Annotated in this window: 10 protein-coding genes; 5 read left to right on the top strand and 5 right to left on the bottom strand. The window is 35.6% G+C overall.

Going from position 1 to position 18579, the window contains the following annotated elements; genetic code table 11:
* The first annotated feature begins 3 nt into the window (after nucleotides 1-3).
* The 5 genes from M2265_RS22230 (at nucleotide 4) to M2265_RS22210 (ending at nucleotide 9981) form a co-directional block, all read left to right on the top strand.
* A complete protein-coding gene (locus tag M2265_RS22230; RefSeq protein ID WP_132770613.1) occupies nucleotides 4-3354 on the top strand; it encodes a SusC/RagA family TonB-linked outer membrane protein in 3351 nt (1116 codons plus the stop codon).
* An 11-nt stretch (nucleotides 3355-3365) separates the two neighbouring features.
* Nucleotides 3366-4760 (top strand): RagB/SusD family nutrient uptake outer membrane protein, encoded by a 1395-nt coding sequence (locus tag M2265_RS22225; protein ID WP_132770615.1) that lies wholly within the window; start codon nucleotides 3366-3368, stop codon nucleotides 4758-4760.
* A gap of 32 nt (nucleotides 4761-4792) precedes the next feature.
* Nucleotides 4793-6265 (top strand): TlpA family protein disulfide reductase, encoded by a 1473-nt coding sequence (locus tag M2265_RS22220; protein ID WP_132770616.1) that lies wholly within the window; start codon nucleotides 4793-4795, stop codon nucleotides 6263-6265.
* Nucleotides 6266-6736: 471 nt separating this feature from the next.
* The gene (locus tag M2265_RS22215) at nucleotides 6737-7951 is read left to right on the top strand and encodes an aromatic amino acid transaminase (RefSeq protein ID WP_132770618.1); all 1215 of its coding nucleotides are present in this window, start codon (nucleotides 6737-6739) and stop codon (nucleotides 7949-7951) included.
* Between the two features lie 2 nt (nucleotides 7952-7953).
* Nucleotides 7954-9981, top strand: a complete 2028-nt coding sequence (locus M2265_RS22210) for an FUSC family protein (RefSeq protein WP_132770619.1) — start codon at nucleotides 7954-7956, stop codon at nucleotides 9979-9981.
* A gap of 183 nt (nucleotides 9982-10164) precedes the next feature.
* On the opposite strand, the gene M2265_RS22205 is transcribed toward M2265_RS22210, so the two are convergent.
* The 5 genes from M2265_RS22205 to M2265_RS22185 form a co-directional block, all read right to left on the bottom strand.
* The gene (locus M2265_RS22205; protein ID WP_132770621.1) at nucleotides 10165-11298 is read right to left on the bottom strand and encodes a TlpA disulfide reductase family protein; all 1134 of its coding nucleotides are present in this window, start codon (nucleotides 11296-11298) and stop codon (nucleotides 10165-10167) included.
* A 24-nt stretch (nucleotides 11299-11322) separates the two neighbouring features.
* Nucleotides 11323-12861 carry a RagB/SusD family nutrient uptake outer membrane protein gene (locus M2265_RS22200; RefSeq protein WP_132770622.1) on the bottom strand — a complete coding sequence of 513 codons (1539 nt, stop codon included), beginning with the start codon at nucleotides 12859-12861 and terminating at the stop codon, nucleotides 11323-11325.
* 11 nt (nucleotides 12862-12872) lie between these two features.
* Entirely contained in the window at nucleotides 12873-16475 is a 3603-nt protein-coding gene (locus M2265_RS22195; protein WP_132770624.1) for a SusC/RagA family TonB-linked outer membrane protein, read from the bottom strand.
* A gap of 130 nt (nucleotides 16476-16605) precedes the next feature.
* The gene (locus M2265_RS22190; protein WP_165905909.1) at nucleotides 16606-17778 is read right to left on the bottom strand and encodes a FecR family protein; all 1173 of its coding nucleotides are present in this window, start codon (nucleotides 17776-17778) and stop codon (nucleotides 16606-16608) included.
* A gap of 150 nt (nucleotides 17779-17928) precedes the next feature.
* A complete protein-coding gene (locus tag M2265_RS22185; protein WP_132770627.1) occupies nucleotides 17929-18519 on the bottom strand; it encodes an RNA polymerase sigma factor in 591 nt (196 codons plus the stop codon).
* Nucleotides 18520-18579: the final 60 nt, after the last annotated feature.

Genomic DNA, 18579 nt, shown 5'->3' with positions numbered 1-18579 from the left:
CATATGAATAGTAAATTTACTAAACTAAGAAAGGAATCGCGATTGGCCTTACTATTAGTCTGCCTCAGTACCATGCATGACAGTGGATATGCCTACTCGCAGACTGAAAAAATTGACATTTCAATTCAAAACGGAAAGCTGGAAGATGTCTTCGACGCAATAAACAATAAGAGCAAATACAAGATGTTCTTTAGTAAAGCGGTACTTCCCAACGCTACAGTAAATATTATAAAGAAACAGATAAGTATCAATGAAATACTTTCCAAATCATTGACGGGTACAAACCTGACCTGGGAACAATTGGATAATAATATTATCGCTGTAAAAGAAAAACCTCAAGATCAACTACATTTATCAGGACAGGTTTTAAATGAGAATAGTAATCCTCTTGCAGGTGTCTCAGTCATAATAAAAAACTGGCAAAAAGCAGAATACCGCGACATGCAGAATAGTACAGCGACAGATGCCAATGGACACTGGGGCCTCAGAGTTCCAAGTGCAGATGCTGTGATTATTTTCTCTTTCATAGGTTACGAAACTGTTGAAATTTCAGCAAAACAGCTTTTAGCTAACGTCTCACCCATCAGACTTAAGCCTGCTGAAGGAAGTTTGGAAGAAGTTGTCGTGATCGGATATGGCACAACAACGAGACGACTGAATACTGGATCTGTAGCTTCTATAACAGCAAAAGATATTGCATCGCAACCGGTTAGTAACCCACTTGCTGCATTGGCCGGTAGAATGTCGGGGGTGTTGATTGCGCAGAATAATGGTGTACCTGGTGGCGGAGTTCAGATTCAAATCAGAAATCAAGCATCTTTAAGCGGAACAACTTCAGGATCAATACCGCTTTATGTCATTGATGGAGTACCCTTTACTAATTTTAATGGTGGACAGCCGGCTACCGATAATCTAAATTCATTTGGTATCTCTGGATCATCAGGTGGCCTAAGCCCTTTCAGTATGGTCAATCCGGCAGATATCGAACGTATCGACGTACTTAAAGACGCTGATGCCACCGCAATATATGGTAGCCGTGGTGCAAATGGCGTAGTATTGATCACGACTAAAAAGGGGACTGCAGGCCGCACACGGATCGGCGTTAATTTTAATACCGGTTTTACTGAAGTAAACCGCTTTATACCGATGATGAATCTGCAGGAGTATTTAACATTAAGAAAAGAAGCATTTGCCAATGACGGAACTACACCAACAGCTGCAAATGCTCCTGATCTACTTTTATGGGATCAAAATAAAGGAACTGATTGGCAAAAGATGCTTATTGGAAATAAAGGACACATCACTGATGTACAAGCCAATATGTCTGGAGGAAATGAATCAACACGTTTCTTTTTCAATTCGGGATATCGACGTGAAAGCACTGTTTTTTATGGCGAGAGCAAAAATAGCCGCTTTACATCCCGCCTAAACTTGGACCACAGCTCCGCTGATAAAAAATTTAATGCGGCATTGTCTGTCAGCTACGCTAATGATAATTCGGATATGCCATCTTCAGATGTTACATCTTTATATAATTTACCTCCAAATTACCCCATCTACGGAGATAATGGAAAATACTATTGGTTACCGTCATCGGCAGGTATAAATAATCCAATTGCTATCCTGGAAAGAAAATATATTGGCAATACCAATAACCTGATTTCAAATGCAAACTTAAGTTATAAAATCATTCCTGGCTTGACTGCAAAAGCAAACTTCGGTTATACTATTACACAGCTTAATCAAAATAACCAAACTCCGATATCTTCCTTAAATAACACACAACAAAATCCGTTAGGAACTTCTAGTTTTGCAAATACAAAGGCCGAAAACTGGATCATAGAACCTACATTGGATTATGTAAAAACAATTGGTGAAGGAAAATTGACAGCTTTAGTGGGTACTAGTTTTCAACAAAACTCTTCTCGGTCGCAGACCACCAATGGCTCTAATTACAGTAACGATGCCCTTTTAGGATCGTTAGGTGGTGCGGGAGTTTTTACGGCGAGCAATAATTTAGTTTATTACAAATACAATGCTGTATTTGGAAAAGTAAACTATGACTGGAAAGAAAAATATTTATTTAATGGAACGTTTAGAAGAGATGCTTCTTCTCGATTTGGACCAAAAAATAGATTCGGAAATTTTGGAGCGATAGGACTTGGATGGGTATTTAGCAAAGAAAATTTTGTTCAGGACAATATTCAGTTCTTGAGTTTTGGTAAATTAAGAGCAAGTTACGGAACGACAGGGAATGATCAGATACCAAACTATATGTATCTTCCCCTGTACTCTACTTCATCGGCTTACCTAAATAATCCATCCATGAATATTGGGACTCTTCCCAATGAATATATCAAATGGGAGACCACAAAAAAAATGGAGTTTGCACTCGATCTTGGATTTCTACGGGATCGAATCTTATTCACTGGTAATTTTTTCAGAAATCGATCAAGCGATCAAATCACAGATCTAACTTTAAGTACACAAGTAGGTTACAATAGTTATAAAGCCAATCTTCCAGCTCTTATCCAAAATACAGGTTTGGAACTTGAATTAAGTTCAACAAATATTACAAATGAGAATTTTACATGGAAAACCTCCACTAACTTTACATTCTACAGGAATAAACTGAAGGAGTTCCCTGGAATTGAAAATACTTTTTATGCGAATAGCTTTATTGTTGGTGAGCCTTTAAACCTGATTAGACTATACCAATATCAAGGTGTAGATGCTGCAACAGGAAAAGCTACTTATGGGGATTTAAATGGCGATGGTGTTATCAGTCCTGATGACCGCTATGTAGCTGATCTAGGAACGCCATTCTACGGTGGGTTTAATAACACTTTTTCTTATAAAGGGATTGAATTGGGCGTATTTTTCCAATTTAATCACCGATTTGGTGTAACTAAAATGCTCAATACAAGACCTGGAGCAATGGTCAATCAGAATGATTATTGGTTAGATCGATGGTCTCCAACAAACCCTAATTCAAATATCCCGGGTGCTATTATACCGTCATTACCATCGTCCTCACCTGCTGGTGCAGCTTTAAGTACTTCTTACAATCAATATACGAGTTCTGATGCTGTCTATGGAGATGCCTCCTACATTAAACTGAGATCTGTCAATCTATCGTACAACCTACCTAAAAGTTGGACATCTCGCTTTAAAATGTCCAATTGCAGCATTTTTATGCAGGGGCAAAATCTGTTTACCTGGGCAAAAAACAAATATGTACTGGATACCGAAACTACGGTTCAAGGAGGTCCTACCGGTCTAGGAACAGGAACTATTGGTCAAGTACTACCTCCGTTGCGTACAATTGTATTTGGATTTAACTGTCAATTTTAAAATTTGTAATCATGAAACTAAACAATAAAATTATATTATCCCTATTACTCACTAACGGAGCAATCCTGTTTAATTCCTGTGAAAAATTTGTGGATCTAGGTGCACCTCCAACCCAGGTGGGTGTAGCTGATGCATTTGCATCAGATGCATCAGCAAATAGCGTTATCCGAGGATTATATACTACCGCCGTTGGAACAATATCGACTTCCAATATATCCAATATGACAACATTTTATACGGGAATAGCGGCTGATGATTTGCAGTATAATGCAACTGATGCAAGTATTGCAGAATTTGCTAGTAATTCTGTACTCAATACAAACAGCTTTGTTGCTAATCTATGGGGAAATTTATACCAATTGATTAAAAACAGTAACAACGCTATATCAGGATTAGATAAATCAACGACATTAACGCCTTCCGTAAAAGACCAGCTGATCGGAGAAGCTAAGTTTTTTAGGGCTTATGCATACTTCTACCTTGTTAATCTATATGGCGATGTGCCTTTGCAACTGAGAGATGATCTTTATGCGCTTGAAGATGCAACTCTACCACGCACGGCATCACAACTGGTATTTGATCAGATAATTTCAGACTTGAAAGATGCTGAAAGCAAAATGACATCAACTTATGATGCAACAGCTAGCCCAAGAGGTCGAGCAAACAAATCAGCCGCCTCCGCCTTACTCGCTCGAGTATACTTATATCAAAAAGATTATCAGAATGCTGAATTATATGCCACGAAGGTATTGCAGTCAGCAGATTACGGCATGCCGACACCAGACAAAAATTTTCAAAATGCAAGTAATGAAGTTATCCTACAATTGGGAACTCTCACTGGCGTAACAACCTTTGGCTTAAATTACATAACAGCACCTACAGCTATTCCTAATTATACACTGCCCGCTGCTGTATTCAGTTCTTTTGAAAACACACCTACTGTGGATTTAAGGAAAACTAACTGGGTAAGTGAAAAAATAGTATCTGATAAAAAATATTATGCGATAAGCAAATATAAAATAGCTTCTGGATCTGGCGCAGAATATCATGTTCTACTACGGCTGGCTGAACAATATCTGATACGAGCTGAATCTAGAGCAAAGCTCAATAACCTGAGTGGTGCACGTGCAGATATAGATGCTGTTCGTACACGTGCGGGATTAATGGGTATCAATAGCAATGCTACTCAAGCGCAATTATTAACCGCAATAGAGACTGAGCGTCTACATGAATTCTTTGGAGAATATGGTCACCGCTGGCTAGACCTAAAACGTACAGACCGTGCGACTGCAGTCCTCTCTCCTATTAAATCGAATTGGCAGGCCACCGATGTCCTTTTTCCAATACCACAAGCGCAGATATTAAGTAATAATAAGCTGACACAGAATCCAGGATACGAAAATTAAATTATTCACTAAATTTTAAACAACACCATAAAATGAAAACAACAATATTAACACTTTCTCTTGCCCTCGCCCTTTCATCGGGAATGGCGCAACAGACATCAAGAGATAAATTTCAACAATATCTCCCAATCATCGAAAAAGGCACACTGGCACAAAAAGATTCTGTGGCAGATGTACTTTTAAAAGAGGTTAAAAATTATAAATCGGAGCAAGAGTATCGTACTACAATCAATATATTGCGGTCACTTGGAAAAGAAGAGCAATTTGCATCGTTAGAAACTATTGCTAAGAAAAAGTATCCAAAAGGATCCCTAACCCGAGATGCGTTTATAACAAATGTATTTTATGAAGCGAGTACAACAGCTGAAAAAGAGAAAGCTTATAATGAACTGATCAAAAAATGGCCAACAAAAAACTTCAATGAAGAACTTTTGACCTATGATTATGTGCTAGGAAATCTAGCTCAAGGATTTGCAAATGATGGAAATGCAGATAAAGCTGTCTATTATCTTGGTGAGATGAAAGAACGCTTTTGGCGTGGAAATGGATACCTTCCTGTGGGTCAAATACTTTTAGCTGTAGGAGATACAACTGCGGCAACACCACTCCTAAAAACGGCTATGGATGATAGTTATTATTATCTTAGTCTGCCTGAAGAACAAAAAGACAATAAAGCACGTTTTGCATCTATGGGGTATGCAAGCTCCATGTCTGCTTATGTTAATATTCTTGTCGCGCAAAAAAAATATGTCGAAGCTTTGGGTTATATTGAAAATGCTCTTAAAGCGGCTCCCGAGCAAGCAGATGGATTGGCCACGGTATACTATAAATCACTAATGGGGACAGGTAGAAAACTGGAAGCCTACAATATCTTGACAAAATTATATACAAAAGGACAATTTGCTGTAGAGAATGATCTAAAAAAGCTTTATAAAGAATTAAATGGATCTGATCAAGGTTACGAAAATTTTAATGCATCATTAAAAGCTGAACTCGCAAAGTCAATACGTAGCCATATCAAAGAAATGGAAACTTTTAAACCTGCACCAGATTTTGAATTGCTAAATTTAAAAGGTGAAAAGGTATCATTAGCCAGTTTAAAAGGAAAAGTTGTTGTGCTAGATTTCTGGGCTACTTGGTGCCAACCTTGCGTACGTTCTTTTCCAGGTATGAAAGCTGCCCAAGAATCTTATGCCAATGATAAAGATGTTCAGTTTTTATTTATGAATACCTGGGAGCGTGACAAAAATTATAAAGAAAATGTGGTATCATTTATAACAAAAAATAATTATCCTTTTGAAGTTCTTTACGATGATCAGAAAGATGCTCAAACTGGTGAGGTTATGGCCGCTAAATTTGGAGTGAAGGGTATCCCTGCCAAATTTATTATTGACAAGGAAGGTAATATTCGCTATTCCCTAACCGGATCCTCTCCAAACATAGATTACATCAAACTAGAAATGAAAGAGTTGATCGAAGCTGCAAAAAAACCTTATAAAGGTTAACAATTATGTCTGCCTCCTAAATGAGGCAGACATATTTTTCTTGCACTCAAACAGTATGATATATTGGTTTCTACAAAATCATATTTTCGGAAATTTTACTTTTATTGGGACTTATAGTTGCTTTGCTGTAAAAATCCATAGTACAAAGATTTTATTTGATTCGAAATTCTTATTAAGCTTTCACCCTTTCTCATCCAACTCAAAAAAATCATGTCACTGATTCCTATAGACTATTGAGTTAAATCCTAAAAAACGAGGTCATTTAAATATTTCAATAGAATAAAATGATTCAATAAAATAATAACATTTAAGACCTATTCACTAATAAACCCGTAAATTTTTCAAATTGCTATCTTAAATTATTTCGATAGCGATAATATATTCGGAAGTAAGTAAGTGCCTATTGATTGCACTATACATTGTCTAATTTTGCTACCATCACACTATCCGAATAACAAAATAAACACAATAATGTTTAAACATATCGAACACTATGCTGGCGATCCTATCTTATCGTTGATGGATGCATACAATAATGACCCTCGTACTGATAAAGTTAATCTTAGCATAGGACTGTATTATAATGAAAGAGGTGAAACTCCTGTTATGGATGCTGTATCTCAGGCAAAAAACCAGATTAAAAATGACCAGTCATCGCTATACTTACCTATGAGCGGCATGCCTTCTTATTGTCAACATATTCAGCACTTATTATTTGCTCATGCTCCTCAAGCTATTACTGAAAAAAGAATTACAACTATTCAAACCCTTGGAGGATCGGGTGCATTAAAAGTAGGTGCTGATTTCCTGAAGAAAAGCTATCCAACCAGTAAGGTTTATGTAAGCAGACCTACTTGGGAAAATCATATTTCTATATTTAATGGTGCTGGGTTTACAGTAGAATATTATCCATACTTTAATGATACACTAGGTACGTTAGATTTTAATGCGATGATCACTTTTCTTTCGACCTTGGAAGAGTCTGCTATCGTTCTTCTTCATCCTTGCTGCCACAATCCTACTGGCGCAGATCTGACTAAAGAACAATGGGACGAAACCATAAAGGTTTTAAAATTTAAAAAATTAATTCCTTTTTTGGACATGGCTTATCAGGGGTTTGGAAAAGGGTTTAATGAAGATCTCTATGCGATTACTGCAATGACAAATGCTGGCCTAACATTTTTACTGAGCAACTCATTTTCAAAGATATTTTCACTATATGGTGAACGTGTAGGTGGTCTCTCTGTGGTCTGTACGGACAAAGAGGAAGCAAATCTAGTAGCTGGGCAATTAAAAGCGACGGTACGTAAAAATTACTCAAGCCCTCCCACTTATGGCGCTAAGTTAATAGACGTTATACTAGGAAACCCGGAATTAAAACAAATTTGGTTAATTGAACTTGAATCAATGCGTATACGCATGAAACAGATTAGAAAAAATCTATACAGTCAAATAATCCAATTGGGTGGAGAAAAAGAGCGGTTCAGTTTTCTGATAGACCAAACTGGAATGTTTAGCTATTCTGGATTTTCGCCGAAGCAAGTCCATGATCTTCGTGAGGAATATGCCATATACTTAGTAAAAAGTGGTAGAATCTGCATTGCAGGTTTAAATGAAGAAAATATAGCGCGCGTTGCACAAGCTTTTTTATCCGTTAATAATGAATTAGTAGTAAGTGCGTATTAGTAATGATTAAAATAGCATTACGCAATTCAGCGGGGCTCTTAAATGAATTTGGACCGGAGGCTTTAAGAGCTTGTCTTTCGGCAATGATACCCGCATTTTTGATCGGATATTATTATCATCTGGACTATAGTGTTCCATTTTTAATCGCGGCCATGAATGCCTCAATGACAGATTTTCCTGGTCGCCAAAAAGATAAATTGCTTGTTGCTAGATCTGGTATATTCTGGACAATGACAATAGCATTGACAGTTGGAGTCTTGCTCCCATACCCTATTTTTCTTATCGTAGCAGTAAGTGCTGCTGCCGCCATCTTCACGATGTTTACAGCGCTCGGAAAACGTATAGGTATGGTAGGAGTAACAAATCTGTTTATGATTACTTTTACAATGGGGTTGCATCCTCATGATCCGTTACAATTTGCTCTATTTGCAGGGGCTGGAACTGCATTTTATCATTTGGTCAGTATAATTCACTCTCGTTTATTTCCGCTATGGGAACTTAAACGTGCTCTTAACATTTGCTATCTTACATCAGCTCAGTTACTACGGGTAAAAGCAAAATATTATGTTAAAGATGATCCTTTAAATCAAATTTACAAGGAAGCAGCCCAAATCAGTATCCGTTTAGCAGAACAGCATGAGCTGATACGCTATCTCTTACTACAAAATAAAAACACTTTTCAAAATGAAACTGCATATCCGCTTTGGATACATGCTTACCAATTGATTGACCTCTATTCCTTGGCCACTTCCGTAAATAGAGATTACCAAGAGATTCGTATGGAGCTTGATCAAATCGGAGCTTCAAAAAAAGTTAAAGCATTAATACTGGCTGTTGCAGATTGTGTTGAAACAACAATGCACAATCAAAAAAATAATAGCAAAGATTCATATTACATCCAGCAAATCTCTAGAGGTATAGAAGATCTGGAGCAAATAAACTTTCGCCATAATAAAAGTGCAAATGAAGCACTAATTGATGTTATCGAAAATTCAACAGCTTTTATACAATCTAGACGACTATTAGAGGAAGGTAATGAAGATCATCTAGTTAAGGCATTCTATGATCGTCAAATCGATTATGATAGCTTTATTACTCCGGTAAAATCATCAATAAAAGATATCTGGTATCATATTCATTCCTATACACCATTATCGATGTTTGCTCTCCGGATGGCTTTTTTATTTTTAGTAGGCGGGATTTTTGGGTATATATTATCAGAAATGAAATATACCTACTGGATCTTTATGACTATCATTGTCGTTACTAGGCCAACTTTCTCGGCTACAGTTGTTCGCAATATTGATAGACTGACCGGAACCATGATCGGTTTAATTTTAGGATCATTAATAGTTAATCTAACAACGGATATTTATTATTCTATCCTTTTCGCTGGAATACTTATGTTCTGTTTTTTAATTTTTAACCGCCGCTATTATGATATTTCTGTCGCTTTTATTACCGCATCTGTTGTCGTAGCTTTAAACTTAACAGAGCACAATATAATTAACATTTCGACAAACCGCCTATTATTTACTTGTTTAGGATGTGGACTATCAGTTTTGTGCTGGTATTTAATTCCAATAAGAGCCGGTCAAAAGATAGATATTATAATCAAAAATGTACTGCAGGAAAATAATAAATTTAAGGAGGCTGTAATGGACTTTCTTCACCTACCCAATGATCAATCTCACTTAAACATGAGAGTTGCCAGGAAAAAAGCCTTTATGTCATTGACTGCACTATCAGACTCCTGTTTTTTAACTCAAAAAGAACCAGGTCTTGCTAAGGGATATAGAAAGAAAATAATGAATCTGCATGCCCATTCCTATCACTACCACGAATTAATATCAAGCTTTTTGATAGAGAATAAAGCTGATAAAAATAAAAGTCGCTGCAACACAAAATCAAATGAAAGACGTTTTCAAAAAATAAAACAGCTAAACGGGCGTATAAGTAAAGATATAGCAAACTTAAATTTTAAGCCTACAAACGAGAGTGTAACTAGAAATGTGTCAGGGGGAGAATAAAATAAAATGTTAAATTGAATTATTCAAAAGATATTGCAAAAAAAAACTCAAATGTTAAGACAAACTACAATACTCATTAAAGCAAAAAAGTCTATTACCTTCCGTGATTGGGCAATAGACTTTAAAGCATGCTAAAGTATTAAAAATTCCATAATACCATCTAAAAAAATTAAATTAAAGATATCATTTACTTAATTTTTGGCTAAGTATATCTTCTAGTTCTTGATGACTTAATCTACGTCCAATAATGGTTCCATCAGGAGAGATCAGAAAACTGTCAGGTATTGGTTGAACGCCGTAAAGTTCTGCCACTGGAGCTTTACCGTTAGAAAGATCAGAAGCCTGTGGCCATACTAATCCATCTTTAACAATTGCCTCTTTCCATTTTTTTTCATCTTTTTTCACGTCAATGGAATATTGCAATATGGTAAACCCTTTATCTTTAAACTTGTCATAAATAACCTTCATATGGGGATGTTGCGCTCGACAAGGTACACACCAGTGTGCCCAAAATTCAAGCAACACATATTTTCCTTTAAAATCACTTAATTTTATAGCTGCTCCGGTGGTGTCTGAAGATGTGAAATCAGGTGCTTTCTTACCTACTGCAACGGTTTTACTTGCTGCTAATTTATCACCAATATATTTGCCCTGTACTGTTGACCTTAGGTTGGGAACTAGGTTTGTGTATAATGAGTCTGCGAGACCAACCGGAAGGTTATCTTGAAGAACATATAAATAACCCAAACTAATATCTGAGCGCGGGTTTTCCTTTATAAATAAAATCTTGTAATCGTTTACCGAATCACTCTTACTTTTTATTGATACTGCTAAGTTTTTGTAATCGGGAGTACCCTCTTTTAGATTTCGTATCTGTTGGATCAATGCAGATCTTCTTTTATACAAAGGCACTAAAAACTCTTGTGTTCTGGTATAAGCTTCATTTGTTTCCGTACCCAATATTTTGATTTCATCAGGATGATCAACGTTTCCTGTAATTTTTATTATTCCGGGCTCTAAATAAAAGTAAGAATTTTTACGAGGATTTATTTCTCCCAAATGCAGTTGTACTGATCTAGACTTATCTGTAAACCCTTTCATCTCAAATTTTTCACCTACGCTGATCGTTGTTAACGTATCAGTTTTTTCATTACCTTCTTTATAAACAATGATAAAGATCTGATTATTATTCAATCCTTTTATCTGTCCATTGATTTGATAATTGTCTTCTTTGGATTTTTGGGCTTGAGCTTTGCTACCTACAGATGCTAAAATAATATATAGCACTATACTTATGATTGTTGACGTTTTCATCATTTTTCTTTTTTTGTGAATTAATTTTTAATAATTATTTTGAACAATTACTCCATTGCTAGAAATGATCTCTGTTGAAGGAATTGGACTGGCATATCTTCTAGAATTTTTGGGCAAAGTATAGGTTTTAACAGGTTCGTTGAACAATACATTTGTACCATTATAGGGATAAAAGTCTCTCGTCAAAATGATATCATCATTTGGATCTTCATTATTATTGTATCGTCGAATATCAAACCACCGTTGTACAAATGGCATTTCTCTTCTTCTTTCTTCTAGAATCTTTTTTATTGCATCTTCTTTAGAGCTTGCCGTTAGATCTACCCAAGGTCCTGGCTTCATTCTTTTTGACCGTAAAATGTTTACTGTATTCATTGCATTTTGAACTTCATTTAGACGCGCTTGTGCTTCTGCTTTTATTAAAAGTGTTTCCGCTACTGTTGGGCCAGAAGGTGTCCATTGTTTGAAAAAGAAAACATATCCCGGATAACTATACGCTGGTTTTACCATACCACGATCGTAAGAATAGTTTTCTACCATATGGTATTTATATCTTAAATCATTCTCTTTATCATAAAGAGCAAGTAATTCTTTACTTGGAATATACCACCAAGTTCCTAAACTTAACATCCGAAAATAAAGGAACTCCTTCCATGCGATCATATCTGTTTGGTCACTTTGGTTGTTATGTGTATATGGATATTTCAGCGTTACTGTTTCCGCTTGGGGCGTTCCTGCATTTATTCCGGCAGTGCCATCAATTCCATAGCGCATCTCGGTGTTATAATCAACGAGTAAATTATACCCCTTTAAAGTTTCATCCGCATGTTCTACGGCTTTATTATAATTATTTTTATGCAGAAAATAACGAGCTGCGAAAGCATTCACGGCTTCTTTACTTGCTCGCCAATGTCGAGGACGGCCTGACTGTGTCAAAGAAACCGATGTCTTAAGAGCCTCTGAAAGATCTGATTCAATTAGTTCATATACTTTCTGTAAAGGCTGCCGTTCAATCGGTTCTTCAAAACTCGTACTTGTTTTAATAGGAAGACCTAATTCATTTTTATTTTCCTCTGTGTACGGTAGGCAGTAGGTATTTACAAGTGCCCAATAACTGTAAGCTCGGATAAAATGGGCATCAGTTCTTATAATTTCTTTATCTTGCTCTGATCCTGTTACATTCGCCAGACTACTCAACGCCATATTCGCTGTAAATATTTTCTTGTATTCATTGGACCAAAAATTATCGGAAATATCATTGAGCAAATATTGAGAATCCCAAGTAGAAAATTGGATACTTGCAATATTGGAAAGCACAGAACGTCCACCATTATATAAGTCAACATTCATTCCCCAATCGTCTGTTCCATACACTTGCGTACGGTTATCTTCTTGAAAAAAAGTAGACTGATTATCTAATAAAGCATTGATCTGTGCTGTTGTTTTCACAACCAGAGCCGAGGTCTTAGATGGTGGTTCTTCTAAAAAGCGCTTACATCCTAAAAATAGGATCGATGAAGAAAGCAAAATTAAGAGGTTATAATTATATACATATCTATTTTTCATGATTGACGTTTTTATAGTTCACATTTGATACCCAAAGAAATTCGTGGTTGCGGTTTTAGAGTACCTAAAGGATATTCTGGATCTTCCCCAGCTTTATTAGCTACAACCGTGAATAAATCATTTCCCTGAGCGAATACTTGTACACGTTTCAAATTGATTTTCGATCCCAATCTGAAAGGAAGATTATATGTTAAATTGATTTCCTGCATCCGAATATGAGAAGCATTCTCAACCAAATAATTCATATAAGGATGAAATCTACCCCAAAAATAGTACCGTGGCTCTATTTGATTAAGCGGTAGCGGAATAACCTGCATTAGATCTCCATTTAATACTTCATTAATCTTTTTATTAGGTAATACTCTAGATTGTAGAGTTGCTGGATAATTAAACCCTTCCCTCTTAAATTTATGCCCAAATTTCCCAGTAACTATAAAAGAAAAATTAAAATCGTAGACTTTAAATGAGTTTGTAAACCCTAACGTGTAAGGCGCAACTGTAGTTCCCATATTTAATAAATATGTCGTCCCATTGCCCGGGGTATTCGTTGCAAAATCAAAAAAAGTACCATTTGGTCCAGCGATAGTAGGCTGATTGTTTTTTACACCAGTATATTCATAAGCCCAAAGTGTATTTGAATCCTCACCTTCTACGTAAGCATTCGAACCTCCACCAACAAGTGACGAAGCATAATAATTTGCAACAAATAATTTGGTTATCTGATTTTTATTATAAGAAAAGTTAGCATTTCCTCGCCATACAATGTCATTACCTCTCAAACGTTGCACGGTACCAATTTCCAGTTCAATACCCTTATTCGTCATTGCTGCATTATTCAGGTTTTGACGTGTGGTTCCATTTACTCCTGGAATAGAAAGGGTAGCAATTAAATCCTTACCTGCCTTGTTATACACATCAACTTTACCAAAAATAGATCCGCCGAACAAACTATAATCAACACCAATATTCCAAGTTCCTGTTTTCTCCCAACGAAGATTAGGATTTCCATAACTAGATATTGTGGCTCTATAATCTCCTGTATAAAGATTAGGAGATGGCTCTATGGCAATGAGAGGGCGGAAAGAAGTCGACCTATCGACATTTCCATTATAGCCATAAGTAGCTCTTAGTGCTAAATGATCAATCCATTTACTTTCTTGCATAAATTGTTCTTTGCTTATTTGCCAACTACCTCCCAATGACCAGAAAGGAGCATAGCGATAAGATGGGTCGTCTGTAATAAGATTTGAAGCATCTGTACGTATACTACCAGATAATGTATATTTTCTTTTATACGTATAAGAGGCATTACCAAATAGCGAAAAGTATCGATCGGTCACATGCGTAAATTTATTAACATATTCAAATGATTGATTGAAACCTGTCCAGTCAACTATTGGAGCAGTTGGCGTACCTGGACCATTTGGAAATATTCCTACGCCAAGCGTTTCACTATTATATCCATAAGCGGTAGGGGACGTAAAAGTTTGTGATACAAGATTATTGATTTCGGTACCTCCAATAAATGAAATTTCATGATCTTCCTTAAACTTCCTTTCAAAATTTAATTGGTTCCTGAAAATATAGGATTCTGTTTTGACTCGACCTTGTTCAAGAATTCCTCCTTTAGGTAGATTTGGCGTCACACGATTTGTAACCCGATTCCAGCTCGCCGCCGAATTAACAATATTCCTTACATAAAAAGTGTTTTCATTGTTCCAATTTCTATTGGTAGTATTAAATAACTCATATTGAATCTTAGTATCAAATGTAAGTCCCTTAATAATCTTAAAAGAAAGTCCTGCTTGTAACCGTGTATTCAACTGCTCACTCGTATATTTTCTATTTTCAATTTCCTGAATTGGATTATATGTCCAATCAGCATATGGAAACAACGATGTTGGTACTAACTTATCAATAATAGGTGTATAATATTTACCTATATTATTGAGAGAACCATCTTCATTCCTAAGCATTTCATATGGTGCAATATTAGCAATATCAGCCAATGGATTAGGAGACCCATACGGATTGACATTATAGTTTGCTCCACTTCTATTGATCTTATTATAGTTTACAAGTCCGCCAAAATTTAGTTTTAACCACTTAAATATATCCGCTGAAGTGTTATAATTAACATTATATTTCTTATTGTCTGAATATTTGAAATTTGATTGTGTGTTCTCATAAAGTAGGGATACACGGTTGCTCATTCTTTCATTTGAACCAGAGAAATCCAAATTGTATTGTTGAACTGATGGGTTTTTTAACAATTCATCCTTAATCTGTTTTTTGTTACTTAGCCCTTTGTATTTTGTAAGTAAAGCATCACGATCCTGAAGCGAGATATGTCCCAAATTATATTCACTCAATGCAATTGTACCAGGAGACCACGCTTTATAAACATCATTAGGAAAATTCCCTCCATTAATACTTGCACCCCAATTTCCAAAAGATTTCATTTCGTAATCTATCGTTTCAGAAGATGATGCCAACGGATTTACATAATCAAGATCCAGTTTTTTTGAAATACGAGTAAAGGCTGAAAAGTTTATAGCGAGTGGAGTACCTTTTTTACCTTTTTTTGTCACAACGACAATAACGCCATTAGCTGATTTAGCTCCCCAAATGGAAGCTGCTGCAGCGTCCTTCAGTACGGTCACAGTTTCAACATCATTAGGATTTATTGTACTAAAATCGCCCTGAATCGGGAATCCATCTACAACAACTAGTGGTGCCGCATTCTGATTGCGGACACCAAAACCGTCCCTAATATTTAATGCAGATTGGCCCCTTATTTCAAACCTTGGATTGCCATCAGCATCCAAGGTAGCCTGCATACCAGCCGTGGTACCGATCAAGCGTTGAGCAATACTTGTTGCAGGTTTTTCTAACTGTTCTTGACTAATCGTATTAAAAGCTCCTGTCGCCCTCTCCTTAGAGATTGTCTGGTATCCGGTATTGACAACCGCGACCTCCTCCAGAACAGAAGTTGCTAGTTCCATTTTAACAGTAATATCGCGTGATACCCCAATTACTATATCTTTTGTTCGATAACCCACAAATGAGACCTGGAGTTGCTGTTCTTTACCAACTTTATTTAAAAAAAACTGACCTTGCCCATCGGTAGTGACGACTATTTTTGAGCCCTTCAACCTAACAGTTACTCCTGCTAAGGGTGCTCCTTTTTCATCAAGTACGATACCTTTAATATCTTGGACTAAAATAGATTGAACAACCGAATTGAGTAGATAAGATTGCTTTTTTTTAATCATGACAGTTTTGTCATTTACAAAATAGGTCAAAGGTTGATCTGCGAAACAGATTTTCAAAGCAGTATTGATGTTTTCGTTTTTTAAATCAACACTTATAGCCTTCAAATTTATAAGATCACTGTCTAAATAGATAAAATCATAGCCACTTTGCAAACTAATTTTGTCCATTATTTTTTGAAGAGTAATATTTCTCTCCTTAATTGTGATTTGGGCATTTGTTATAGCACTTACCTGAACTAAGGAGATAAGCAATATGAATGTCGTGAGTTTCATAAGAATCAATATTTTTCGGAGGGTTCCGACATAAGAATTTCCCCCCGGTCTTTCATTAATTTTCATTAATTTTGATTGGTTTGGTTAAGTAATTTAGTTCTGGTTAGGAATTTTAAAATAGGCCAAACAAATTAGGCGGGAGTAGTTCGAAGTACTCCCGTTTTTTTTTCTTTAGCCAAATTGTTTATTTGTAAAACTATGGCATAATTATGATCCTCCTTCCTTCTATTTTAAACTTTACAGCTTGAGTAAATGATATTTTTTCTAATATTTTAGAAATATTATCATATCGGCTGATAGAACCTGTAAATATCTTATCACTAATATCTCCATCCACTATAATTTCAACATCATACCATCGTGCTAATTTTTTCATTATACTTCCCAGATTTTCGCTCTTAAAGACAAATTTGCCATTCTTCCATGCTATGGATTTTTCTGCCGCTACAGTTAAGACTTTGATTTTATTATCTGTGAGAATTGATTGTTCATTAGGTCTCAATAAAACATCATTTACCTCAACAGAACCTTCAATCAATGTCGTTTTGACACTTTTTTCATCCCCATAACAGCTAATATTAAAATGTGTACCCAAAACTTTTACAGTTTGATTCTTACTTTTAACTATAAATGGTCGGGACTTATCCTTTGCAACTTCAAAATACGCTTCACCTTCAAGGCTAACTATCCTAGATTTTGAAGTCTTGAGATCAGACGGGTATGTCAGAGTAGAAGCTGCATTAAGCCATATTTTTGTACCATCAGATAATGTGATTTGATAGGTACCTCCTTTTGGAGTTTCAATAGTTTGATAAATAGTTTTAGATTGGCTAGACAAAACTTCTGTTGTTTTTTCAAGTATTGATCCGTCTGAATAAGTAATTACATCATCTCCTATCAATAGGCCTTCTTTATTTTGATTAAGTACAATTTTTATTCCACTAGCTAAAGTTAAAGTCGCCCTATTGCCACCGGCAGGTATGTCGACAAACTGTGTTTGATCAGTATTAATTTTTGATTTGAGCTCACTTTTGTAATGAAGAAAAATACCTAAAACAATAAGCGCAGCAGCTGTTGCAGATGCTAAAGTCCATACACTGAAGATTCCTATTCCATTTTTTTTAGAATGATCAATAACATTACAACGTGAGTCTAACAGGATATTTTGAAAGAGCTCTTCACTTTTAGATTTTGCTAATGGATACTCTTCACTCAAGGTTTCCCAATCTTTATCCATAAAAATTTCGACATCTTTATAGGAGTCATGATCTTTAAAATACGTCAAGAGCAAATCGAATTCTTCTTTATTTATCTCTCTCTTGGTATATTTATCAAGAAGGTATTGTAATATAAGAGTGTCTTTTTTCATAATATATAAAGCCATTCTAGGATGTAGCTTTGTATAATATAACACCAGAAAAACTGATAGGGAGTAGTTAAATCGAAAAAAAAATTAGGACTTTAAAACTTGTAAAGAAAGGTTGAAGCTTTACATCATTTAAACGATAGTAAATTACGACTACAATTTACTTAATAAACTTAAGATCAGCCATAAATAAAAATGGTTTTTAAAATATACTTTCAAATACTTTATAGCTTCAGAACTATGTTTTTTGACAGTTCCCTTTGAAATATTAAGTTTATCTGCAATTTCTAATTGACTCATGCCTTCATCTCTACTCATTTTAAAAACGAGTTGTTGCTGTTTCGGCAACTTGCTAACAGCTTTATTTGTAAAATCTTGCAATTCGGATAAAATTATCCTTTCTTCACTATTATCAATTAAATCTACATAATTATTCCACATTTCGGAGGCTGCATTAGCCGCTCTAGCAGCATCACGTATACGATTTAAACATAATCTTTTACAGATTGTATAAAGTAGAGCTCCCACAGGCAAATTTTCATCGATATTATGACGTGAGGTCCATAACTTAACAAGGGTATCATGTACAGTTTCTTCCGATTGCTCTTTATTTTGTAAATAACGCATACAGAAAAAATATAGTTTTTTATGCCATTCCTCGAAAATAAGGCGAAATGCAAACTCATTATTCTGTTTAAGCAAAATAATGAGTTCATTGTCAGAATACTCACTACCTGGATCCATGATTAATATTGGTAAAACTTTTTAAATGTAAGATTTTTTTATGAATATGAGGCATTGGAA

It is taken from the genome of Sphingobacterium kitahiroshimense (genome assembly GCF_025961315.1).
In the GTDB taxonomy this organism is placed as follows: domain Bacteria; phylum Bacteroidota; class Bacteroidia; order Sphingobacteriales; family Sphingobacteriaceae; genus Sphingobacterium; species Sphingobacterium anhuiense.
Note: the sequence above shows the minus strand (reverse complement) of the source record. Positions and strands in the feature narration are given on the sequence as shown.

Coding starts and splice junctions, on each gene's coding strand:
- M2265_RS22230 (WP_132770613.1), top strand. CDS start 4: ATGAATAGTAAATTTACTAAACTAAGAAAGGAATCGCGATTGGCCTTA.
- M2265_RS22225 (WP_132770615.1), top strand. CDS start 3,366: ATGAAACTAAACAATAAAATTATATTATCCCTATTACTCACTAACGGA.
- M2265_RS22220 (WP_132770616.1), top strand. CDS start 4,793: ATGAAAACAACAATATTAACACTTTCTCTTGCCCTCGCCCTTTCATCG.
- M2265_RS22215 (WP_132770618.1), top strand. CDS start 6,737: ATGTTTAAACATATCGAACACTATGCTGGCGATCCTATCTTATCGTTG.
- M2265_RS22210 (WP_132770619.1), top strand. CDS start 7,954: ATGATTAAAATAGCATTACGCAATTCAGCGGGGCTCTTAAATGAATTT.
- M2265_RS22205 (WP_132770621.1), bottom strand. CDS start 11,298: ATGATGAAAACGTCAACAATCATAAGTATAGTGCTATATATTATTTTA.
- M2265_RS22200 (WP_132770622.1), bottom strand. CDS start 12,861: ATGAAAAATAGATATGTATATAATTATAACCTCTTAATTTTGCTTTCT.
- M2265_RS22195 (WP_132770624.1), bottom strand. CDS start 16,475: ATGAAAATTAATGAAAGACCGGGGGGAAATTCTTATGTCGGAACCCTC.
- M2265_RS22190 (WP_165905909.1), bottom strand. CDS start 17,778: ATGAAAAAAGACACTCTTATATTACAATACCTTCTTGATAAATATACC.
- M2265_RS22185 (WP_132770627.1), bottom strand. CDS start 18,519: ATGGATCCAGGTAGTGAGTATTCTGACAATGAACTCATTATTTTGCTT.